We start from the raw sequence: 22526 nt of genomic DNA, 5'->3' as shown, positions 1-22526 counted from the left end.
TCGTGTGCGAGCAGACCGGGGACGGCCACGACCCGCCGACACACCACCAGTAGTGAGGCCCACACCCGGAATCGATGTGCGAGCACCAGAACTTGTGTGCGAGCGCGCCAGGGGCCACCGCAACCCCGTCGGCACACCGGTTGTGGTGTCCGCACACCGATTGCAGTCGGTGTGCGAGCACCGGAGGTTGTGCGCGAGCAGCCGCCGAACACGCCGGCGCGGCCGCCGATCGTGCCTACCGCTCCGGGCGCCCGGCGAGGAGGGCCCGGAGGGCTTCCGCCACCTCCCGCTCCGGGCCCCCGACGAGCTCCCCGTCGCGCACGACCACCCGGCCCGCCACCACCACGTGCCGGGGCCGCCGCCCGGGGGTGGCCCACAACAGGCCGGCGAGCGGGTCGGCGACGCCCGCGTCGGCGACGCCGGTGATGTCCCAGCAGGCGAGGTCGGCGGCGCAGCCGGGGTCGAGGCGGCCGAGCTCGGGGCGCCCGAGGCCGGCGGCCGAGCCGGCCGTGGCCCAGGTGAGCACCTCGCGCGCGGTGACGGGCCGGCCGGCGAGCGGGGCGACCTGCATCGCGAGGCGGGCGTCGGCAAGCAGGTGGCCTGCGTCGTTGCTGCCGCCGCCGCTCGTGCCGAGCCCGACCGGGACGCCCGCGTCGGACAGCGCGGCCGCCGGCGCGACGCCCCAGCCCATCGGCACGTCGCAGCCGGGGGCGTGGGTGGCGCTCGCGCCCGCCGCTGCGACCCGGGCGATTTCGTCCCCGGTCACGCCGCACAGGTGCGCGATCGTGACGTCGGGGGCGAGCCAGCCCCACTCGTCCAGCAGGTCGAGGGGGCGGCGGCCGTAGCGCCGCTCGGCCACCTCGACGTCGACCTGCTCGTTCGCCTGCGTCCGCCGGCGCAGTCCGTGCCGTCGTGCCACCTCGCCCAGCAGCGCGAACGTCTCCGCTCCGTCGCTGTGCACGCCCGCCGGGCCGACGGCGACCTGCACCATCCCGGTCGGGTCGCCGCCCAGTGCCGCCGCGATGGCGTCGGCGGACGCCGCCGCGTCCTGCGGGTCGTCGCGCGCGCTGCCGCGGACGAACACCAGCCGCGCGCCCAGCTCCCCCGCCGCGGCGGCTACGGCGCGGGCGATCCCGACCCCGTCGCCCGCAGGCCAGGTGAGGTGGTGGTCGGCCACCGTCGTGACGCCGCACAGCAGCGCCTCCGCCAGGCCGGCCGACGCGGCGGCGTGGGCCAGCTCGTCGTCGACGCCCACCGCGGTGTACGCCGCGGCCATCCGCGGGAGCCAGTCGCGCATCGGCACACCACGCGTGCCGGGCAGCGTGCGGAACGCGGTCTGCAGCAGGTGGTGGTGGGCGTTGACCAGCCCGGGCGTCACCACGCACCCCGAGGCGTCCAGCACCTCGCCGTCGACACCGCCCGCCACGACCCGGCCGTCCGGCCCGCAGGCGACCTCGCCGCCCGGGAGCTCCGCGCTCCCCGTCCACACCAGCTCGGCACCACGCACGATCAACACGGGGCAGTTCTACTCCGTGCCGTCGTCACCGGGCGCGCCGCGGCCCAGCCCTGCGAGCACGTCGAGGGTGGTGGCGAGCACGTCGAGCGGCGGCGTCGCGAGGGCCAGCCGTACGGCGCTCGGCGCGTGCCCGGCCCCGGCCGCGTACGAGGCCGCGGGCGTGACGGCGATCCCGCGGCGCGCGGCCGCCGCCACGAACGTCTCGGCGCGCCACGGCGGCGGCAGTTCCCACCAGCAGTGGTACGCGGCCGGGTCGGCGCGCACGGTGAACCCGGCCAGCCGCTGCGCCACCAGCGCCTGTCGCCGCGCCGCGTCCTCGCGCTTCGCCCGCTGGATCTCGGCCACGACGCCGTCGGCCATCCAGCGGGTGGCGGCCTCCACCGAGAACGACGGGGCCAGCCAGCCACCCGCGCGGATCGCCCCGCGCACCCGCTGGTGGCGGGCCGTCGGTGGCACGACGAACCCGAGCGTGGTGCCGGGTGCGACGCGCTTGGACAGGCTGTCGACCACCACCACGTGCTCCGGCGCAAACGCGGCGAGCGGTGGGGGGTCGTCGCGCAGGAAGGAGTAGACGCGGTCCTCGATCGCGGGAACGTCCTGGTCCACGAGCACCGCGGCGAGCTCCCGCCTGCGCGCCACGGGCATGGTGGTACCGAGCGGGTTGTGCATCGTCGGCTGCACGAACACCGCGTCGAGGCGCCCCGCCGCCCGCACGGCGTCCGGCTGCAGCCCGTCGCCGTCCACCGCGAGCGGCACGACCTCCACGCCGAGCCGCGCCGCGATCGTGCGCGTCACCGGGTAGGTGAGCGCCTCCACGCCGAGACGCCCGCCGACGGGCACGAGCGCGCCGACCGCCGCCGCGATGGCCTGCCGCCCGTTGCCCGCGAAGAGCACCTGCTCCGGGTCCGGCGCCCAGCCCGGGCCGGCCAGCAGCTGCGCGGTGGCCCGGCGAGCGGCCTCCGTGCCCGCTGCCCGGCCCGGTGCCAGGCCGGCCCGCAGCCCGTCGGCCCGCACCAGCCCGGCCAGGGCGACGGCGAGGAGCTCGGCCTGCCCGTCGAGGATCGGGAAGTTCATCTCGAGGTCGACCACGCCCGGACGGGGCTCGGCGAGCACGGGCGACGGCGGCGGGGACGCTGCGCGCACGAACGTACCCCGGCCCACCTCCCCCGCCACCAGGCCGCGGCGGGCGAGCTCGGCGTAGGTGCGCGAGGCGGTGGAGACGGCGATGCCGCGGTCGCGCGCGAACCGCCGCTGGGTGGGCAGCCGGTCGCCCGCGCGGAGCCGGCCCACGGCGATGTCCGCGGCCACGGCGTCGGCCAGCGCCCGGTAGTCGTCCACGATTGCTCCGAGTTCATTGTCGCGCTTCAACTGCATTGCTTCGCCGCTTTGTACCGAGGAGACTCGGAACGGTCAACCGGGAGGGAGTCGGGATGCGCACGATCGCACTGGAACGGACCGTTCTCGCCTACGAGGACGTCGGCCCGGACCGTGGAGTCCCGCTGTTGCTCGTGCACGGCCACCCGTTCGACCGCTCGATGTGGGAGCCGCAGCTGCGGCGGTTCGGAGCCGACCGGCGGGTGATCGTCCCGGACCTGCGCGGGTACGGCGCCAGCGGCGGTGCCGTGCCCGACTGGGCTGCGTTCACCGACGACCTCGCCGCGCTGCTCGACGGCCTGCGCGTGCCGCGCGCCGTGGTCGTGGGGCTGTCGATGGGCGGGCAGATCGCGTTGGAGCTCTGGGCGCGTCACCCCGCCCGCGTGGCGGGCCTGCTGCTCGCCGACACCACCGCGGCCGGCGAGACAGCCGAGTCGCGGGACGCGCGCATCGCCCAGGCCCAGCGCCTCCTGCGCGAGGGCATGGACCCGTACGCCGTCGAGTCGCTCTACCTGATGGTGGCGCTCGACGCTCCGCCCGCCGTGACCGAGCACGTGCTCACGATGATGCGCTCCACCGACCCCGGCGGCGCCGCTGCCGCCCAGCGCGCCCGCGCCCACCGGCCCGACCGGCGGGCCGACCTGGCCGCCGTCGCGGTGCCGACGGTGGTGGTGGTCGGGAGCGAGGACACGTTCACGCCGGTGGCGGACGCACGCGCGATCGCCGACGGCGTGCCGGGTGCCGAGCTGGTGGTCGTGGACGGCGCCGCGCACATGCCCAACCTGGAGCGCCCAGAGGCCTTCGACGCGGCGCTGCAGCGTCTCCTCGACCGCGTCGGCTACGCGGTGGGCGACCTCAGCGAGGTGGACGGCGCGACGCCGTAGACCGCCTGGTAGCGGGCCGCGAACCGCCCGGGGTGGAAGAAGCCCCACCGCGCGGCGATCTCGGTGACGGTGCGCCCGTCCCGCACGTCGGCGGCCAGCAGGTCACGGTGCGCCTTGCGCAGCCGCGTCCGCACCATGTACTGGTGCGGCGTCTCGTCGAGAGCCCGGCGGAACCCCAGTTCCAGCGCGCGGACGCTCACGCCGACGTGCCGCGCCAGCTCACCGACGTTCAACTCCGCGGCACGCTCCTCGTCGATCAGCCGGATCGCCGAGCGCACCGCGTCGCTCGGAGCGGCGTGCGGACGCCTCGCGGTGGTCGGCCCCTCCTGCGCCAACCCGAGCAGCAGCGCGCTGCAGGCGTGCTCCGCGAGCAGGTGGAGCAGCCCACGCGGGACGTCCGCCGTCGAGCGGTAGCGACCGAGGGTCTCGACCAGCAGGGAGGCGGCGCTGCACAGGGCGTGTCCCCGGGCGAGTGAGAACACGCGGTGGGCGGAGCGAGCCGGCAGCGGCAGCTCGTCGTCGCGGAACGCGCGTGCCGTCGACGCGAGGAACGCCGTGGAGACGCGCAGCACCAGCACGTCGCACCCCTCGGCCCACTCGAAGCGGAGCGGGTCGTTCGCGCCGATGACAGCCATCGACGCCCCGGCACGCACCTCGGCCGGCCGCCCGTCGAGCCACACCTTCATGTGCCCGGTCAGCGGGATCGCCACACCGACGTACGGCGAGGACGCCCGCCTCTCGATCGTCGTGGCCGCCCCGTACCGCATGAAGCCGATGCCCACCGGCCCGGTGTCGGCGAGGGAGGCGAGCGCAGCGAACCGCGGCCGGTCCTCGGCGCGCACCACCAGGTGCCCCGGCGACAGCAGCTTGGCGACCTCCGCCTCCGCCGTCTCCGGGTCCCGGGTCTCGTACCGCTTGTACGCCTCGAGCTGCACCCCGCCCCCCTGTACGTCCGATCCTAGGCTCGCCCCCACAGCCGGGCGGCGTTCGCGGCGACGAGCTCGCGCCACGGGCCGTGCTCGGCGGCCCGCCAGCCCTTGTCGAGCGAGTCCACCTGAGCGGCCACCAGGTGCGGTGGCGTCCAGCAGAAGTCACTGCCGTAGAGCAGCCGGCTCGTGCCGACCTGGTCGACCAGCGTGTCGGCATGGACCGGCATCGGCGTGCCCGCGAGGTCGAACCACAGCCGTTCGAGGCCCTCGTCCACGGTGGCGGGCTCAGCGGACACCGCCGGGAGGAGCGACGCGAAGAGCCGCAGCCGGTCGATCAGGACGGGGAGCGACGCACCGCAGTGCGGCACGATCATGCGCAAACCGGGGTGATCGGCGAGGAAGCCCCGTATGAGCAGCGCCGACACGCTGCGGGTCGTCTCGGCGAAGAACTCCACCATCGGCTGCGGGAAGCCCAGCGCCGCGCATTCCCAGCCGACGGGCGAGGTGGGGTGTACGAACACGACCGCGCCTCTGCGGCCGAGCTCGGCGAGGAACGGGTCGAGCGCCGGATCACCGAGGTAGCGACCGCCGGCGTTCGTGGTGATCACCACCCCTGCCGCGCCGAGGTCGTCCAGTGCCCGGCCCGCCTCCTCGAGGGCCTCGTCGACGGCGGGCAGCGGCACCGAGGCGAAGAACCCGAACCGGTCCGGGCGCCGGGCGACGAGCTCGGCCGCGTGGTCGTTCACGCGCCGGCACAACTGGACCGACGCGGCGACGTCACCGAAGGACACCCCCGGCGAGGAGATCGACAGGACGGACCGACCGATGCCGTGCTCGTCCATGAGGCGGAGGTGGTCGTCCGGGGTCCAGCTCGGATATGCCGGCATCCCGTCGGGGAACCGGTGGCCCGCGGCTTCGGCGGCATCGACGTACCAGGGGGTGAGGAAGTGCGCGTGCACGTCCACGAGGGGGGCGCTCATCGGACTCCTTGCGCTCGGGCTGTGTCCGCCATGCTGCCGCCGCATCCGGGCTGATCGACCGAAGTGCGGATTCCGGCTTCCCCGACTTCGGAGAACGACCCGAAAGTGGCGGAACGGCCCACGGCGGGCGGCCGCGCTGGCAACATCAACTCCCGTGACCACGGCCGTCGGCATCCGCCCCACGTCGATGCACGTGTTCTGCGCGGTGCTGCTGGTCGCGATCCTCGCGCGGCCGCTGCTCGTCGACGCCCTGTCCGTGCCCGTGCTGCAGACGGCAGCCACGGTGTTCGTCGCCGTGTGCGTGCAGGCGCTGCCGTTCCTCGTGCTCGGGGTGCTGCTCTCCGGCGCGATCGCGGCGTTCGTCTCGCCCGCGGTGCTGCGCCGGGTCCTCCCCGCGCGCCCGGAGGCGGCCGTGCCGGTGGCGGGCGCCGCCGGGCTGGTGCTCCCCGGCTGCGAGTGCGCGTCGGTGCCGGTGGCGCGGCGGCTGATGGGGCAGGGCGTGCCGGACGCCGTCGCGCTCGCGTTCCTGCTCGCCGCCCCGGCGGTCAACCCGGTGGTGCTCGTGGCCACCGCCGTCGCGTTCCCCGGCGAACCGCGCATGGTGCTGGCCCGGGCCGTCGCTTCGCTCGCCACCGCGTGCGTCACGGGGTGGCTGTGGCAGCGCTTCGGCCGGGCCGAGTGGATCGCCCGGCGGGCCGCCCCACCCCATGCCGGCGGCGGGCGCTGGGCGGTGCTCGCCGAGACCGCGCGCCACGACCTCGTCTCCGCGGGCGGGTTCCTCGTGGTGGGCGCGGCCGCGGCGGCCGCGCTGTCGGTGCTCGTGCCACCGGAGTGGACGGAGGCGCTGGCCGGGCAGCTGGTGCTCGCCGTGCTGGTCATGGCCGTGCTGGCCGTCGTACTCGCGCTGTGCAGCGAGGCCGACGCGTTCGTCGCCGCGTCCCTCACGATGCTCCCGCTGCTGCCGCGGCTGGTGTTCCTCGTGGTCGGCCCCGCGGTCGACGTCAAGCTGATCGCGCTGCAGGCAGGCACGTTCGGCCGGGCCTTCGCCGCGCGGTTCGCGCCGCTGACGTTCGCGGTGGCCGTGTGCTGTGCCGTGGGCGCGGGGTTGGTGCTGCTGTGAGGCGCGACACCCAGCACGCGCTGCTCGTGCTGCTCGGCGCCGCGCTGCTGCGGATCGCGGCCGACGACACCTACCTGCGCTACGTCCGCCCCTCGCACCGCTGGCTGCTCCTCGCCGCGGGTGCGGTGATCGTGGTGCTCGCGGTGGTGGGCCTCGTGCGCGACCGCGCCGGGCCGCCCGCCCACGAGCACGGCCACACCCCCTGGCTGCTGCTCGCGCCCGTCCTGGTGATCGCGCTGGTGGCCCCGCCCGCCCTCGGCGCCGACGCCGTGAGCCGCGCGGGCGCGGGCAACCCGGTGGTACAGGACGCCGACGTGTTCGACCCCCTCCCTCCGGGAGCGCCCCAGCTCCCGGTGGCCGAGTTCGTGCAGCGCGCGGTCTGGGACACGGGCGGCTCCCTGCACGGGCGCGAGGTCGTCCTCACCGGGTTCGTGGTGCGCCGCGGGGCGGCCACCGAACTCGCGCGCATGACCATCGCCTGCTGCGCCGCCGACGCCCGGCCCCACCGCGTGCGGCTGGTCGGCGACGTGGCCGATCCCGCCCCGGACACCTGGCTGCAGGTGCGGGGGGTGCTGCAGGAGGGCAGCGCCACGTCGGTGACCGGCCACGTGCCGGCGCTCACGGTGGCGGAGGCGACGGTCGTGCCGGCGCCACCGGACCCCTACGAGTACTAGCGGCCACGGCCTCCCCAATGCCAGCAAGGTGGCCATACTGGCGTAATACGCCAGCAAAGCCACCTTGCTGGCATACGGACGAGGGGGCTAACCGCTGGGGGTCGCCTCCCGGGCGCGGACCCGGCGCACCACCAGGACCGCCAGCCCCACCGCCAGCAGCCCGAGCACCACGTAGCTGACGGGCCCGAGGTAGCCCTGCACCTGCTCCCAGTTCTCCCCGAGCGTCCAGCCGAGCGCGATGAAGGCCGCGTTCCAGACCCCGCTGCCGACCGCGGTGAGCACGGTGAACCGCACCAGCGGCATCCCGGAGATCCCGGCGGGGATCGAGACCACGCTGCGCAGGAACGGGACGCACCGCGCCAGCAGCACGACCTTGCCCCCGTGGCGGTCGAAGACCGCGTCGCCGCGCTCCAGGTCCTTCTGGCTCACGAACACGAACCACCGTTTGCCCGCGAGGCGGTGCAGCCGGTCGTAGCCGAGCCACGCCCCGAGCCCGTACAGCAGGAGCGCGCCGAGCACCGAGCCCGCCGTGGCCGCGGGCCACACCGCGAGGACGTTCAGCTCACCGGTGCGGGCGCGGAAACCCGCGAGCGGGAGGATCACCTCCGACGGGATCGGCGGGACGATGTTCTCGAGCAGGATGAGGAAGCCCACGCCGAGGGCTCCGAGCCGGTCGATGGTCTCGAACACCCAGTCGGTCACATTTCCAGAGTGCCCGACTCGTCCGGTCCCACGCAGCGCGTTGGAAGCGTCACAGGTGGGTACAGGGCCCCGTGAGCGTACGAACGGTGGGGATCGAAGAAGAGTTCTTGCTGGTGGACCCGGAGTCGGGGCGCCCGCGAGCGGTGGGGGCGGCGGTGCTCGCGGCGGGCGAGGACCTGGAGGCGGAACTGCAGCAGGAGCAGATCGAGACCTGCACCAGGCCGTGCCATTCGCTCGAGGAACTCGGGGCACAGGTGCGGGCTGCGCGAGCCGCGGCGGCCGCCGCGGCGCACGACGTGGGGGTCGCGCTGGCCCCGCTGGCCACCTCGCCGCTCCCGGTCGAGCCCACCGTCAGCCCGAAGCTCCGGTACGCGGAGATGTGCCGCCGTTTCGGGCTCACGGCGGCCGAGCAGCTCACCTGCGGCTGCCACGTGCACGTGGCCATCGACTCGCCCGACGAGGGCGTCGAGGTGCTCGACCGGATCCGGCCGTGGCTCGCCCCGCTGCTCGCGATCTCGGCCAACTCGCCGTTCTGGAACGGCGAGGACTCCGGGTACTGCAGCTACCGTGCGCAGGTCTGGCAGCGCTGGCCGTCCGCGGGCCCGTACGCCCCGTTCGGGTCCGCCGCCGCGTACCGCGAGCTGGTCGACACCGCCCTGGCCACGGAGACGGTGCTCGACGAGGGGATGATCTACCTCGAGGCGCGGCTGTCGCGTCAGCACCCGACGGTGGAGATCCGGGTGGCGGACGTCTGCCGCGAACCCGACGAGGCGGTGCTCGTGGCCGGGCTCGTCCGGGCGCTCGTGCAGACCGCGGCCGACGCCGCGAAGCGGGGCTCCGCCCCCGACCCCGTGCGCACCGAGGTGCTGCGGCTCGCGGAGTGGCGGGCGAGCCGCTGGGGTCTCGATGCCGACCTGCTCGACCCGCGCACCTGGCAGCCCGTTCCGGCTGCCAAGGCGCTGGACGCCTTCGTCGAGCACGTGACGCCCGTTCTCGAGGACTCCGGCGACCTCCCCCTGGTGCGCGAGCTGATCGACGACCTCGCACAGCGGGGCACCGGGGCGCGGCGCCAGCGCGAGGTGCTGGGCCGCACCGGTGACCTGTCGGCCGTGGTGCGCGACGCGCTGCACCGGGCCCCCTGAACGCGGGGGCCCGGCGCCGCGTCGGCTACGCCGCGGCCTTCGCCCGGGCGCGGAGGCTCTCGGGCACCTCGAAGCGCGGGCCGTGGCGGCGCGCCAGCTCGTCGGCCCGCGCCACGAACCCGGCGACGCCACCCGGGTAGCCCTCGACGTACTGCACGACGCCCCCGGTCCAGGCGGGGAAGCCGATGCCGAAGATCGACCCGATGTTGGCGTCGGCGTCGGTGGTGAGCACGCCCTCGTCGAGGCACTTCTGCGTCTCGATGGCCTCGACGAACAGCATGCGCTCCGACAGCTCGTGCAGGTCGACGTCGTGGTTGGTGGCACCGAACTCGGTGCGCAGCCCGGGCCACAGGCGGGTCCGCTTGCCGTCGGCGTACTCGTAGAACCCGGCGCCCGTGCTCTTGCCCTTGCGGTCGAACTCGGCCACCAGCCGGTCGATGACGGCCTCGGCCGGGTGCGGCTGCCAGGTGCCGCCCGCCGCCTCCACGGCCGCCTTCGACTCGTTGCGGATCTTCTGGGGCAGCGTGAGCGTGAGCTCGTCCATCAGCTGCAGGACCGGCGCGGGGTAGCCGGCCTGCGCCGAGGCCTGCTCGATCGTCTGCGGGTCGATGCCCTCGGCGATCATCGCGACGCCCTCGTTGAGGAAGGTGCCGATCACCCGGCTGGTGAAGAAGCCGCGGCTGTCGTCGACGACGATCGGCGTCTTCTTGATCCCGAGCGTGACGTCGAACGCCTTGGCCACCGAGGCGTCCGAGGTGCGCTCGCCGCGGATGATCTCCACGAGCGGCATCTTGTCGACCGGCGAGAAGAAGTGCAGCCCGATGAAGTCGCCCTGGCGGTCGAGACCCGCGGCCAGCTCGCTGATGGGCAGGGTGGAGGTGTTGGAGCAGAGCAGGGCGTCCGGCTCGACGACCTTCATCGCCTCGCGGAAGACCTCCTGCTTGAGCTGCATCGACTCGAACACGGCCTCGATGATCATGTCGCAGCCCGCGAGGTCGTTGTAGTCGGCGGTGGGGGTGATCCGCTGAAGGAGCGCCTCGCCCTTCTCGAGGGTCGTCCTCCCGCGCTTGACGCCCTTCGCGACCAGGCTCTCCGAGTAGCCCTTGCCCTTCTCGGCCGCCTCGAGGGAGACGTCCTTGAGGACGACCTGCCAGCCGGCGAGCGCGCACACGTACGCGATGCCCGCGCCCATCATCCCGGCGCCGAGCACCGCCACCTTGGTGGGCTGCCACTTCTCGTGGCCGTCCGGCCGGGACTTCCCGCCGTTGATCGCCTGCAGGTCGTAGAAGAACGCCTTGGTCATGTTCTTCGCCGTCTGCCCGATGGCCAGCTCGGTGAAGTAGCGGGCCTCGATGCGGAAGGCGGTGTCGACGTCGACCTGGGTGCTCTCCACGGCCGCGGCGAGGATGTTGCGCGGGGCCGGCATCGGCGCGCCCTTGAGCTGCTTGCGCAGGTTGGCCGGGAACGCGGGCAGGATCGAGGCGAGCTTCGGGCTCGACGGGGTGCCGCCGGGGATCCGGTAGCCGGGCTGCTCCCACGGCTGCTTCGCCTCGGGGTTCGCCGCGATCCAGGCGCGCGCCTTCTGCAGGGCCTCCTCCGGCGTGGCGGCCAGCTCGTCGATGATGCCGATCTCCAGCGCCTTCGCCGGCTTGTGCCGCTGGCCCTGCACCAGGACGTTCATCACGGCGTTGGCGATGCCGAGCATCCGCACCGTGCGCACCACGCCGCCACCGCCGGGCAGCAGGCCCAGCGTGACCTCGGGCAGCCCGTACACCACGCCCTTCGCGTCGAGCCCGATCCGGTGGTGGCAGGCCAGCCCGATCTCGAGCCCGCCACCGAGCGCGGTGCCGGTCATGGCGGCCACCACCGGCTTGCCCAGCGTCTCCAGCTTCCGCAGCTGCTTCTTGACGGTCATGGACTTCTCCATGACCGCAGGCGCGTCCGCGGGGGTCGCCTTGCTCAGGGTGTCGAGGTCGCCGCCCGCGAAGAACGTCTTCTTCGCCGACGTGATGATCACGCCGGTGAGGTTCTCCCGGTCGGCGACGAGCGCGTCGACGCACTCGCCCATCGCCTCGACGTAGCGGTCGTTCATGGTGTTGGCGCTGCGGCCCGGGTCGTCGAGGGTGACGACGACGATCCCGTCCTCGCCCTTCTCCCAGCGGACGGCCTTCTGCTCGCTCACGTTCGAAGTCCCTTTCGTCAGGAGAGGCGCTCGACGACGGTGGCGATGCCCATGCCGCCACCCACACACAATGTGGCCACGCCGAAGCGCTGGTCGCGGCGCTCGAGCTCGTCGATGAGGGTGCCGAGGATCATGGCGCCGGTGGCGCCCAGCGGGTGGCCCATGGCGATCGCGCCGCCGTTGACGTTGACCTTCTCGTGCGGCACGCCCATGTCCTTCATGAAGCGCAGGACGACGGCGGCGAAGGCCTCGTTCATCTCGAACAGGTCGATCTGGTCGGCGGTCATCCCCGCCCGGGCGAGCGCCTTGCGGGTGGCGGGTGCGGGGCCGGTGAGCATGATCGTCGGGTCGGCCCCGGACAGCGCGGTGGAGACGATCCGGGCCCGCGGGGTGAGCCCGGCGGCCTTGCCCGCCGCCTCGGTGCCGACCAGCACGAGCGCGGCGCCGTCGACGATGCCGGACGAGTTGCCGGCCGTGTGCACGTGGTTGATCTTCTCCACCCAGTGGTAGCGCTGCAACGCCACGGCGTCGAACCCGCCCTGGTCGCCGATCATCTCGAACGAGGGCTGCAGCCCGCCGAGCGCCTCCAGCGTGGTGCCGGCGCGCACGTGCTCGTCGCGGTCCAGCACGGTCAGGCCGTTGCGGTCCGTCACCGGCACGACCGAGCGGGCGAAGTACCCGTTGGCCCACGCCTTCGCCGCGCGGGTCTGCGACTCCAGCGCGTAGGCATCGACGTCGTCGCGGCTCCAGCCCTCGAGAGTGGCGATCAGGTCGGCGCCGATGCCCTGCGGCACGAAGCCCGTCTCGTAGGAGGTCTCCGGGTCCATCGCCCACGCGCCACCGTCGGAACCCATCGGCACCCGGGACATGCTCTCGACTCCCCCGGCGAGCACGAAGTCGGCCATGCCCGCGCGCACCTGGTGGGCGGCGCTGTTGACGGCCTCGAGTCCGGAGGCGCAGAAGCGGTTGAGCTGGACGCCCGCTGTGGTCTCGGGGAGGCCGGCGAGGATGGCCGCGGTCTTGGCGATGTCGCCGCCCTGGTCGCCGATCGGCGAGACGACGCCGAGCACCACGTCGTCGATCGCGGTCGGGTCGAGCTCCGGGTAGCGGGCGCGCAGCTCGTGGATGAGGCCGACCACGAGCGACACCGGCTTCGTCTCGTACAGGGAGCCGGAGGCCTTGCCCCGGCCACGAGGCGTGCGGATGGCGTCGTAGACGTACGCCTCGGGCATCTCTGCCATGGGAAACCTCTCCTCGACCGGGTCGGACCTCACCTCGTTTGTTACAGCAGCACTGTCACATAGGTCAAGCGGTGTCGTAACCTGCGCCTCATGTCGGCGCCACTGCTACCCGTCCAGGGCCAGCTCCTCACGATCGACCAGCTCGCCGACCGCACCGGCATCACGGTCCGCAACATCCGCTACTACGCCGCCCGCGGGCTGCTCCCGCCGCCGCAGCTGCGCGGCCGCACCGGCCTCTACGGGCCCGACCACGTCGCCCGGCTCGAGCTGGTGAGCGAGCTGTCCGCGCTGGGGTTCACCCTGTCGGCGATCGAGGGCCACCTGGAACGCATCCCGCCGCACGCCGGCCACGCCGAGCTGGCGCTGCACCGCGCGCTGCTCACGCCCTGGGTGCCGGAGGAGATCGAGGAGGTCGACCGCACCGAGCTGCAGAAGCGGGCCGGGCGCGCACTGTCGGCCGAGGACCTCGACGCGTTGGCGGACCTCGGCGCCGTCACCCCGCTGCCCGACGACCGGTTCCGGCTGCACGGCGCGGGAACCCTCGGGAACGCGCTCGCCGTGCTCGACTCGGACCTGCCGACCGACGTGTGGCGCCGCGCGCACGGTCTGATCGAGAAGCACACCACGGCGCTGGCCGAGGATCTGATGGCGATGTTCCAGGACGAGGTGCTGCAGCCCTACCGCGACCGCGGCCGGCCTGCCGACGAGCGCCACCGCCTCGCGGCGGCGCTCTCGCAGCTCAAGCCGGTCACGGTGATGGGGCTGGTCACGGCGTTCGGGCGCGCGGTCAACCGGACGATCCGCGACCGCCTGGGCGATTGAGGGGAAGGGACGGACAGTGGCCGACTCGCAGGAATGGACCTTCGAGGGGCATGCGGGCGAACTCACCGCCCGCACGTGGCCGAACGAGAGGGCGCGCTACACCGCGCTGCTCTGCCACGGGTACGGCGAGCACATCGGCCGGTACGAGCACGTCGCCGACGCGCTCGTGCGCCACGGCGCAGCGGTGCACGGCGTCGACCACATCGGGCACGGCAGGAGCACCGGCGAACGCGTGCTGATCCCGGACTACGAGGCCGTGGTGGACGACGTCCACGAACTCTGGACCCGCGTCCGCACGCCGGAACTGCCCACCGTGCTCGTCGGACACTCGATGGGCGGCATGATCGCGGCCCGCTACGCCCAGCGCTACGGCCACGAGCTCGCCGCGCTCGTCCTCTCCGGTCCGGTCCTCGGCCGCTGGGACGTCGCCACCGACCTCCTCGGCCTCGACGAGATCCCGGACACCCCCATCGACCCCGACACGCTCTCCCGCGACCCGGCCGTCGGGAAGGCGTACGCCGACGACCCGCTCGTGTGGCACGGCCGCTTCCGGCGCACCACCCTCGAGGCGCTCGTGACCTGCCTCGACCGCATCCGCAGCCACGGCCCGCTCGGCGCACTCCCCACGCTCTGGGCGCACGGAGCCGACGACCAGCTCGTCCCCATCGACGGCACCCGCGAGGGCATCGACGACCTGCGCGGTGTCGTGTTCGAGGAGAAGGTCTACCCCGGCGCCCGGCACGAGATCTTCAACGAGACGAACAAGGACGAGGTCCTCGCCGACGTCACCCGCTTCGTCGACCGGGCGCTCTGACCATGGGCGATGTCTTCACGCTCCCCCTCACCGTCCGCTACATGGAGGTCGACGCCCAGGGCGTGGTGTTCAACGGCTGGTACCTCACCTACTTCGACGAGGCCATGTCCGCCTTCCTCACCGCGCGCGGCCTGCCGTACCAGAAGATGCTCGAGTCGGGCCACGACGTGCAGCTCGTGCGCTCGGAGATCGACTGGCGCGCGGGCCTTCGGTGGCAGGACAGCGTGGAGGTGGCCGTGTCGACCGCGCGGATCGGGCGCACCAGCTTCGCGCTCGACTTCGAAGTGCGCCGCGACGGCCACGAGGTCACCTGCGCCGGACGCACCGTCTACGTGGTGGTGGCCACCGACGGCTCCGGCAAGCGCGAGATCCCGCCGCTGATCGCGGAGGCCCTGGGCGAGCCGGCGCCGCTGCACACCGGCGGTTCAGGAACGCCACGTTCCTGAACCTGCAGGACAGGAACGTGGCGTTCCTGGACTCCGGCGACCCGCCTCGCGATCGCTACGCCTCGAGCCGAACATCGGAGCTCCCCCGGAGTCGGACCGGCGATCGGACCGAGCAGCACACGGCGGCCCCGGCGACAGCCGCCAGGCACTGCTCGACCGACCACGGCCGGTCGAACGCACCGAGCAGCACATCCCAGCACCCACGAGGACACCCAGGTACTGCTCGAGCTGACCAGACCGTGTCCGCCGGCTCGGCCACGAGGGGCTTCCCAGCGCCAGACCGGTGATCACACCGAGTCGCACTCAGCGGCCCCGCGGACAGCCGCCAGGTACTGCTCGACCCGACTGCGCTCCCACTCTCCCGCCGATCAAGGGCAAATGGTCGCTCCTGAAGATCATCAAGCGACCATCTCCTCTTGATCGCGCAGATCAGCGCGGCCCCACCCCGGCTCGACCGGCGATCACATCGAGTCGCACACGCCGGCCCTGAGGACAGCTGCCAGGTACTGCTCGCAGCGGGTTGAACTCACCGAGCCGCACATCTCGGCGCCCACGAGGGCAACCAGGTACTGCTCGCGCGGATCAGACCGGTTCGGCTGTCGGAGTTCCTCCCGTGGCCAGACGGGCGATCGCGCCGAGTCGCACACAGCGGTCGCGGGGCAGCCGTGACGTACTGCTCGACCCGGCTTCGCCACGGGGCCTCAGCTCAGCCGGGCGTCCACCCACCGCAGCGCGGCCTCGCCCTGCACCCGCTGGAACGCCCGCACGCGCTCGAGGTTTCTGGGCGGCGGCAGCACGGACTGGTGCAGGAAGAATCCTGTCAGGGCGACGAGAACTGCGGTCACCGCGTCCGGGTCGGCGGCCCGCGCGGGCGGGTAGGCGGACCAGACCTCCTCCGCGTCGGTGCCCGTGGCCGCGGCGCTCGGCAGCAGGAACAGCAGGTCGAGCCACGGGGCGCCGATCATGGCGTGCGGCCAGTCGACGAAGACCACCCGATGCGGGGTGAGCAGGATGTTGTCGGCGCGCAGGTCGCCGTGCACGAGCGATTCGCCCGCGGCGGCGTCCGCCCAGCCCTCCTCGATCGTGGCGAGCTCGTCGAGCCGGGCCAGGACGGCGGGACCGAGCGGGGCGGCCACGGACGGGTCCGCGGCCATGGTGCGCCAGCCCCGGAACCCGCGTTCGTCCATCGTGGCGACCGGCGGCCGCGCGACCGGGCTCGGGGTGACCCGGTCGGCGAGCACAGCCATGGCGTCGACGACGCGCGCGAGCTCGGCCGGACGCCACGGCTCGGCGGGGCACTCGCCGTCCACGTCCTCGACGACGAGCGCCACCCACTCACCGTCGTCGTAGCTGCCGAGCAGGCGCGGCACGGGCAGGTCGGGCGGGAGCGCGGCGAGCACCTCCACCTCCCGCCGGTGGAACCGCGGGGCGTCCGGGTTGCGCAGCGCACCCACGGCCTTGGCGAACGCGCGCCTGCCGTCGGCGAGCACGAGGCGGGCGGCCAGGCCGGGTGAGAACCCGCCGGGCTGCGAGGTGGCCGCCGCGACCGGCGCGCCGAGGATCTCCTCGATCGCCGCGCGGACGCGCCCGGGGACCTCGTCGAGCCCCAGCCGGGCTCCGCCGCCGTTCACCATGGCCCAAGATCACCGGGTGACGCGCTCGCTGTCCAGCCGATTTCCCCCGGAGAGCTTGCGGACCGCGCGGTTGAGCATCGCCCGCACGACGATCGGGTGCACCGGCCGGACCAGCGCCGAGTAGGCCCGCCCGCGCCGGTTGTGCAACAGCACGGCGGTGGTGAGGAGCACACGGTCGGGTTCCCGGCGCACCGACACCCGGAAGTCGAGGTGGTTCGCGTCGCTGCCGAGCAGCACCTCGTCGTCGGTGAAGGCGAGCGTGTCGAAGGCACCGCGACCGGCGCGGTCGATGCCGACGAGCCCGACGAGGAGCTCGCGGAGCCCGAGCGCGGCCAGCACCCACCGCGGCGGGTCGCGGAACACCGCGTCCGCCCAGGCCTGCGGGTCGAGCGGGGTGCCCGGCGGGGCGGCGACGGCGTGGGCGTCCGACCAGTCGACGCGCGGCAGGGCACCGACGATCAGCCCGGTGCGCACGGGCTCCGCCTCGCACGCCCGCGGCACCTCCAGCAGGCGGAGCAGCCGCACCCACGGTGAACGCCGGGCCGGCCGCGCCGGCTCGACCCCGACCGCACGCTCGGCGTTGTCCAACAGCTCCTCGAGCACCGCGTCGTGCGCCCACCGGATACCGAGCGCCCAGGCAGGCCGCATCACCCCGAAGACCCGCCCTTCGACGACGTGGCGCACGAGCGTGCGATCGGGACCGGCGGGGTCCGCGGTGATCGTGTGAGTGCCGGCGAGCCCCTGCCCGGGCAGGAACTCGAACTCGACCTTGCGGCCGGACACGTGGCCGACCACCCGGTAGCGGATGGAGCCGTGCCCGCCGACGGCACCGACCGCGACCGGGCAGTCGAGCACCATCGGCTGCCATCCCGGGCTGGGCCACAGCTCGTCGTCCGGACCGCCGAGCCGGTCGAGCAGCGGCCCGACCCGCTCGACCGGAGCGGGGACGAGGCGCTCGTGCACATTCCGGATCATCCGCCCTCCTCCGTACGCCACCGTATGGTTTTTCCGTACGGTACCGTACGGAGGTGGCGGGGAGGAAGCGGCTGACGGCCCGGGACTGGACGGCGGCAGCGCTCGCGGCCCTCGCGCGCGGGGGGATCGAGGCCGTGGCCGTCGAACCGATCGCGGCGTCGCTCGGCGCCACGAAAGGCAGCTTCTACTGGCACTTCAGCAGCCGGGACGCGCTGCTGGAGTCCGCGCTCCTGGAGTGGGAGCGCACCGACACCGACGACGTGATCACGCTGGTCGAGGCCGAGCCGGACCTGCGGCGCAGGCTGCGGCGGCTGCTCGCCGTGGCACTGGGCGACGGCACGCGCGCGGGCGAGCGCGTGGAGCTCGCGCTGCAACCCGCGGCGGGCCACCCGCTCGTCGCCCCGGTGCTCGCCCGGGTCACGCAGCGGCGCCTCGGCTACCTCACCGAGCTGTTCGGCGAGCTCGGGTTCGGCCCCGAGGAGGCGCGGCAGCGCAGCCTGCTGGCGTACACGGCGTACCTGGGGCACGCGCAGCTCGCGCACGCCACCCCGGACGCCGCCCCCGCAGGCGCCGACCTCCCCGCGTACGTCGACGCCGTGATCGCCACTCTCACCGCCCGATAGCGCCGTCCGGGCCGTGCGTACCCTCGCCGCCGATGGGTTTGCGATTCAGCGTGCTCGGCCCGGTCGAGGCACACGAGAACGGCCGGTCCGTCGATCTCGGATCCCCGCGACAACGGTACGTGCTCGGGGCATTGCTCACCGACGCGAATCGCGTCGTCGGCACCGAGGAGTTGACGGCCCGGATCTGGGGCGACAACCCGCCGTTACGGGCCGTTCCCACATTGCAGAGTTATGTGTCACGGCTGCGATCGGCGCTGTCCTGCGAGATCCAGCGACGGCCCGGTGGCTATTCCCTCGTCGTCGACGAGGACGCCGTCGACGTGCACCGGTTCCGCCGCCTGTCGGCATCGGCCCGCAGCACCGACGACGAGACCGCGGCGGCCCGGCTGGCCGAGGCGCTGCGCTGCTGGCGGGGCCCGGTGCTCGCCGGCCTGGACACGCCGTGGGCGGCGCGCACCCGCGACGCGCTGAGCGCCGAGCGGTTCGCCGCGGAGCTCGACCTCTACGACGTCCAGCTCCGCCGCGGCGAGCACACGAGCGTGCTGGCCGAGCTCACCGCACGGGCCGAGGAACACCCGCTCGACGAACGACTGGCCCACCAGCTGCTGCTCGCCCTGTACCGCAGCGGCCGCCAGGCCGAGGCGCTGCAGCGCTACGAGGACGTCCGGTTGCGGCTGGCCGACGAACTGGGCGCGGATCCGGGTCCCGCGCTGCAACGGCTCCACCGGCAGATGCTCGACGCCACCCCGTCGCTCGACGTCCGGCCGCGCGCCCGCGAGCTGCCGGTGCCCCGCCAGCTGCCCGCGCCGCCGCCGGTGTTCTCGGGCCGTAGCGCGGAGCTCGCCGCTCTCGACGAGGCGCTGGCGCCCCTGCGCCCGGCGGGCCGTCCGGTCGCGATCTCCGCCGTCGGCGGCTCCGGCGGGATCGGGAAGACCGCGCTCGCGCTGCACTGGGCGTACCGCAACCTCGAGCACTTCCCGGACGGCCAGCTGTATGCGAACCTCCGCGGGTTCGACGGCGGGATCGGCGACGCCGCGGAACCGCTCCCGGCCGAGGCGGTGGTACGCAGCTTCCTGGACGGGCTGGGTGTGGAGGTCGAGGCCATCCCGCACGGCCTCGATGCCCAGGCAGCGCTGTACCGCAGCCTGGTGGCGGGCAAGCGCATGCTCGTGCTGCTGGACAACGCCCGCGACACCGACCAGGTCGTCCCGCTGCTGCCGGGCAGCCCGAGCTGCACCGTCCTGCTCACCAGCAGGCGCCAGCTCGGCGGACTCGTGGCGGTGCACGGTGCCCGCCCGATCACCCTGGACGTCCTGCCCGAGCCGGACGCGCGGACGCTCCTGGCCGGCCACCTCGGCCGCGAGCGTCTCGACGCGGAGCCGGACGCGGTGGCCGCCGTGCTGAAGGCCTGCGCCGGGCTGCCGCTCGCGCTGAGCATCGTGGCCGCCCGGGCCGGCACCCGGCCCGGCTTCCCGCTGTCGGCGGTGGCGGCCGAGCTGCAGGACGAAGGCCGCCTGGACGCGCTGGACGCCGGGGACCCCCGCGCCGACCTGCGGAGCGTGTTCTCGTGGTCCTACCGGACGCTGCGCCCCGAGGCCGCCCGGCTGTTCCGGCTGCTCGGCCTGCACCCGGGCCCGGACATCGGCCTCCCGGCCGCGGCCAGCCTCGCCGGCGTCGGCGTCCGGGAGGTGCGTGCCCTCCTCGCCGAACTGGTGCGGGCGAGCCTGCTCACCGAGCACCGCCCCGGCCGCTTCACCCTCCACGACCTGCTGCGGGAGTACGCCGCCGAACGCAGCGGCGCAGACGACACCGACGCCGAGCGGCACGCCGCCGTCCGCCGGGCGCTGGACCACTACCTGCACACCGGCATCGCCGCCAGCTCGATCATCACGCCCACCCGCAAGCGGATCGACGTCGCCCCGCCCGCGGACGGCGTCTCACCGGAGGCGCCTGCCGACCTGTCGCGGGCCAGGGCGTGGTTCGCCACCGAGCGCCCGGTGGTGCTCGCCGCGATCCGGCTCGCCGCGCAGCTGGGCTTCGACACCCACTGCTGGCAGCTGGAATGGACGATCGGCGAGTTCCTCGACCGGCACGCGCACTGGCACGACTACGCCGATGCCTGCGCCACCGCGCTCGCCGCGGCGCAGCGCCTCGGCTCGCCCGCCGTGGAGGCGATCGTGCTGCGGGCCTTCGCCAGGGCGTGCACCCGGCTGGGTGCGTTCTCCGACGCGTACGCGCACCTGGAACGCGCGCTCGAGCTGTACCGGCAGCTGGGCGACCGCGCGGGCCAGGCCGCCGTGCACATCGGGTTCGGGCGCCTGCTCGAACCGCACGGCCGGCACACCGAGGCGCTCACCCACGCCGAGCAGGCACTGGAGCTCGCCCGCGCCGACGGCGACCGGGTGGGCGAGGCCTACGCCCTCAACGGCGTGGGGTGGTGCCACGCCCAGCTGGGGAACTACGCGGAGACCCTCACCCACGCCACGGCGGCCCTCCGGGTGGCGGGCGGGATCGAGGGCTGCCCGACGGCCGGGATGTGGCACACCCTCGGCTACGCGCACCTGCGCCTCGGGAAGCGGGCCGAGGCGATCGAGTGCCTCCGCCGGTCCGTGGCGGCCAGCCGGGCCACGCCCGACGTCAACGTCGAGGCGCTCGCGCTGAGCCGCCTCGGCGACGCCCACCGCGCAGCGGGGGATCTCGACGCCGCCCGCGCCAGCTGGCAGGAGGCGCTCGCGATCCACCGCGCCCGCGGCAGGCCGCGCGCCGCCGAAAAGATCGAACGAAAGCTTGCAGACGCCATGCAGAACCCTTGAATTGCCAGGTCCAGCCACTCACTCGAAAGCGTGACGGGAGCGTTCCCCCTTCGTTGGCCTCATGGATCGACCAACCGCTCCCCACTACTTGGAGGATTTGAGTGGACTCGGCACGCAGCCGACGCAGAATCGCCCGCATTGCAGCCGTCACCGGCGCAACCGCATCGATGGCGCTCGGCGGCACCATTCTCGCTTCTCCCGCTTTCGCGGACGAGGAACACGCATTCACGCTCGAGATCCAGGAGCCCGACCCGGTCGCTCCCGGGACCGAGGGCCTGATCACCTACGAGCTCACCAACGGCGGGGACGAGGCCACCGACGGCGTCCTCGTCAACGTCTCGCTCCCGCCGGACGTCGTGCTCAACTTCGACGTGACGCGCTGCCAGAAGACCGGCACGAACGAGGAGGGTGGCGACCTCGTCAGCTGCAACTTCAGCGACGAGTTCGGGAAGTTCGCGCCGGGCGAGTCGAAGACGTCGCAGGCCTCCTACACGGTGGCCGCGGACGCGCCGGAGTCGACGAGCCTCGGTGAGGTCGGCGCGCTGGCGGTGCCGCTCGAGAAGGGCGAGCCCACCGAGGACTGGTCCGACCTCTCGGGTTCGCACGTCGACACCGCGGAGATCACGACGGGCGCGGGTTCGGCCGGCACGTGGGACCAGCTGAGGGGCTTCTTCGGGCTCTGATCCACGGTCCGGAGGAACAGGACCACCGGCGGGGTGGGCGTTCGGGGTCGCCGGCGCCGCCCTCGGAGGGCAGGAAAGCCACATTCAAGGCCGCACAGGCCCTGAATGTGGCTTTCCTGAACCTCCCGAGTCCCGTCAGCGGCGGGTTACCGACGCCAGGTACCCGGCCACCCAGCCGTCGCCGATGTGCCGCTCCCACAGCGCCTCGACCAGCTCGTCCTCGTCGCGGTAGCGGTCGGTGCGCTCCAGCGCCCCGCGTCGCAGCTGCGCCTTGGTGGTGGCGAAGGTGTCGGACGGGATGTCGCCCGCGAGCGCCGCCGCCGCGGCCACGGCCCGCGACCCCAGCTCGGCGGCCGGCACGACCTCGTGCACGAGCCCGAGCTGCGCGGCCTGCTCCGGCCCGTACGTCTGCGCGCCCATCACGAAGTCGCGCGCTCCGCGTTCCCCCACCGCCTCGCGCAACACCTCCAGCGCGATGCGCGGGAACGGCACCCCCACCCGGAGCTCGGGCACCCCGATCTTGCCCCCGCCCTCGGCCATGAGCACGACGTCCGCGCACGCCGCGAGGATGCACCCGCCCGCGATCGCGTGGTTGTTGACGGCCGCGACGAGCGGCTTGGGCAGCTCGAACGCGGCGCGGAAGGAGTCGGCCAGCGCCGGGAGGAACTTCGCGACGTACGCGTCGCCGCCGTCGGTGCAGCGCTTGAGGTCGACACCTGCCGAGAAGGCTCGGTCCGATCCGGTGACCACCACCGCACGGGCCGGATCGTCCGCGAGTTCGCGGAACCGTTCGGAGAGCGCCTGGCACAGCTCGAGATCCATTGCGTTGACCGGTCCGTGCGCCATGCGCAGCACCGCGATCGGAACACCTTCGACATCCACGTCATCGCGTTCGAGCACGCGGTCGAACCTACCGACGGCCGCTTCACATGGCAGGCTGCGCATGCACGCATCCGGACAACGAGGTGAGGG

Annotated in this window: 20 protein-coding genes; 10 read left to right on the top strand and 10 right to left on the bottom strand. The window is 73.9% G+C overall.

All coding sequences use genetic code 11. From position 1 onward, the window contains the following. Positions 1–235: 235 nt before the first annotated feature. Positions 236–1516, bottom strand: coding sequence for an amidohydrolase family protein (locus ACFPL3_RS12730; protein ID WP_379588990.1), 1281 nt, complete (start codon positions 1514–1516; stop codon positions 236–238). A gap of 9 nt (positions 1517–1525) precedes the next feature. Further along, entirely contained in the window at positions 1526–2854 is a 1329-nt protein-coding gene (locus ACFPL3_RS12725) for an aminotransferase-like domain-containing protein (protein ID WP_343944074.1), read from the bottom strand. Between the two features lie 92 nt (positions 2855–2946). Between ACFPL3_RS12725 and ACFPL3_RS12720 the strand changes: the two genes are divergently transcribed. After that, positions 2947–3774, top strand: coding sequence for an alpha/beta fold hydrolase (locus ACFPL3_RS12720; RefSeq protein ID WP_343944073.1), 828 nt, complete (start codon positions 2947–2949; stop codon positions 3772–3774). On the opposite strand, the gene ACFPL3_RS12715 is transcribed toward ACFPL3_RS12720, so the two are convergent. Further along, a complete protein-coding gene (locus ACFPL3_RS12715; RefSeq protein WP_343944072.1) occupies positions 3729–4709 on the bottom strand; it encodes an AraC family transcriptional regulator in 981 nt (326 codons plus the stop codon). The two genes, ACFPL3_RS12720 and ACFPL3_RS12715, sit on opposite strands and share 46 nt — an antisense overlap. A 23-nt stretch (positions 4710–4732) precedes the next feature. Next, a complete protein-coding gene (locus tag ACFPL3_RS12710) occupies positions 4733–5683 on the bottom strand; it encodes an amidohydrolase family protein (protein WP_343944071.1) in 951 nt (316 codons plus the stop codon). A gap of 187 nt (positions 5684–5870) precedes the next feature. On the opposite strand from ACFPL3_RS12710, the gene ACFPL3_RS12705 reads away from it, so the two are divergent. Beyond that, on the top strand, positions 5871–6803 hold the full coding sequence (locus ACFPL3_RS12705) for a permease (RefSeq protein WP_343944078.1): 933 nt from the start codon (positions 5871–5873) through the stop codon (positions 6801–6803). After that, on the top strand, positions 6800–7477 hold the full coding sequence (locus ACFPL3_RS12700) for a TIGR03943 family putative permease subunit (protein ID WP_343944070.1): 678 nt from the start codon (positions 6800–6802) through the stop codon (positions 7475–7477). The genes ACFPL3_RS12705 and ACFPL3_RS12700 overlap by 4 nt, the downstream gene beginning before the upstream one ends. Positions 7478–7564: 87 nt before the next feature. On the opposite strand, the gene ACFPL3_RS12695 is transcribed toward ACFPL3_RS12700, so the two are convergent. After that, a complete protein-coding gene (locus tag ACFPL3_RS12695; protein WP_343944069.1) occupies positions 7565–8179 on the bottom strand; it encodes a DedA family protein in 615 nt (204 codons plus the stop codon). Between the two features lie 71 nt (positions 8180–8250). On the opposite strand from ACFPL3_RS12695, the gene ACFPL3_RS12690 reads away from it, so the two are divergent. Then, the gene (locus tag ACFPL3_RS12690; protein ID WP_343944068.1) at positions 8251–9321 is read left to right on the top strand and encodes a carboxylate-amine ligase; all 1071 of its coding nucleotides are present in this window, start codon (positions 8251–8253) and stop codon (positions 9319–9321) included. A gap of 25 nt (positions 9322–9346) precedes the next feature. Here the strand turns inward: ACFPL3_RS12690 and ACFPL3_RS12685 are convergent, their stop codons facing one another. Both ACFPL3_RS12685 and ACFPL3_RS12680 read right to left on the bottom strand, forming a co-directional pair. Further along, on the bottom strand, positions 9347–11503 hold the full coding sequence (locus tag ACFPL3_RS12685) for a 3-hydroxyacyl-CoA dehydrogenase NAD-binding domain-containing protein (protein WP_343944067.1): 2157 nt from the start codon (positions 11501–11503) through the stop codon (positions 9347–9349). A 17-nt stretch (positions 11504–11520) separates the two neighbouring features. Continuing rightward, entirely contained in the window at positions 11521–12735 is a 1215-nt protein-coding gene (locus ACFPL3_RS12680) for an acetyl-CoA C-acetyltransferase (protein ID WP_379589076.1), read from the bottom strand. A 99-nt stretch (positions 12736–12834) separates the two neighbouring features. Between ACFPL3_RS12680 and ACFPL3_RS12675 the strand changes: the two genes are divergently transcribed. Genes ACFPL3_RS12675 through ACFPL3_RS12665 form a run of 3 tightly spaced genes read left to right on the top strand, consistent with a single transcriptional unit; the run spans position 12835 to position 14826 of the window. Further along, positions 12835–13566: a MerR family transcriptional regulator gene (locus ACFPL3_RS12675; RefSeq protein WP_343944065.1), complete on the top strand. Its 732-nt coding sequence runs from the start codon at positions 12835–12837 to the stop codon at positions 13564–13566. A 16-nt stretch (positions 13567–13582) separates the two neighbouring features. Beyond that, positions 13583–14380, top strand: a complete 798-nt coding sequence (locus tag ACFPL3_RS12670; RefSeq protein ID WP_343944064.1) for an alpha/beta hydrolase — start codon at positions 13583–13585, stop codon at positions 14378–14380. 2 nt (positions 14381–14382) lie between these two features. Next, positions 14383–14826: an acyl-CoA thioesterase gene (locus ACFPL3_RS12665; protein WP_343944063.1), complete on the top strand. Its 444-nt coding sequence runs from the start codon at positions 14383–14385 to the stop codon at positions 14824–14826. Positions 14827–15527: 701 nt separating this feature from the next. Here ACFPL3_RS12665 and ACFPL3_RS12660 read toward each other — a convergent pair. After that, positions 15528–16460 (bottom strand): phosphotransferase family protein, encoded by a 933-nt coding sequence (locus ACFPL3_RS12660; RefSeq protein ID WP_343944062.1) that lies wholly within the window; start codon positions 16458–16460, stop codon positions 15528–15530. A gap of 9 nt (positions 16461–16469) precedes the next feature. Continuing rightward, entirely contained in the window at positions 16470–17435 is a 966-nt protein-coding gene (locus tag ACFPL3_RS12655; RefSeq protein ID WP_343944061.1) for a DUF2867 domain-containing protein, read from the bottom strand. A 53-nt stretch (positions 17436–17488) separates the two neighbouring features. On the opposite strand from ACFPL3_RS12655, the gene ACFPL3_RS12650 reads away from it, so the two are divergent. The 3 genes from ACFPL3_RS12650 (at position 17489) to ACFPL3_RS12640 (ending at position 21554) form a co-directional block, all read left to right on the top strand. Then, positions 17489–18058, top strand: coding sequence for a TetR/AcrR family transcriptional regulator (locus ACFPL3_RS12650; protein WP_343944060.1), 570 nt, complete (start codon positions 17489–17491; stop codon positions 18056–18058). A 32-nt stretch (positions 18059–18090) separates the two neighbouring features. Next, positions 18091–20871 carry an AfsR/SARP family transcriptional regulator gene (locus tag ACFPL3_RS12645; protein WP_343944059.1) on the top strand — a complete coding sequence of 927 codons (2781 nt, stop codon included), beginning with the start codon at positions 18091–18093 and terminating at the stop codon, positions 20869–20871. 167 nt (positions 20872–21038) lie between these two features. Then, a complete protein-coding gene (locus ACFPL3_RS12640; protein WP_343944058.1) occupies positions 21039–21554 on the top strand; it encodes a hypothetical protein in 516 nt (171 codons plus the stop codon). 135 nt (positions 21555–21689) lie between these two features. Here ACFPL3_RS12640 and ACFPL3_RS12635 read toward each other — a convergent pair whose 3' ends face one another. Then, on the bottom strand, positions 21690–22454 hold the full coding sequence (locus ACFPL3_RS12635; protein ID WP_343944057.1) for an enoyl-CoA hydratase/isomerase family protein: 765 nt from the start codon (positions 22452–22454) through the stop codon (positions 21690–21692). Positions 22455–22526 lie beyond the last annotated feature (72 nt).

This window comes from Pseudonocardia zijingensis (genome assembly GCF_042657305.1).
In the GTDB taxonomy this organism is placed as follows: domain Bacteria; phylum Actinomycetota; class Actinomycetes; order Mycobacteriales; family Pseudonocardiaceae; genus Pseudonocardia; species Pseudonocardia zijingensis.
The sequence above is the reverse complement of the archived record's forward strand: the minus strand, read 5'-3'. Positions and strand labels throughout refer to the sequence as shown.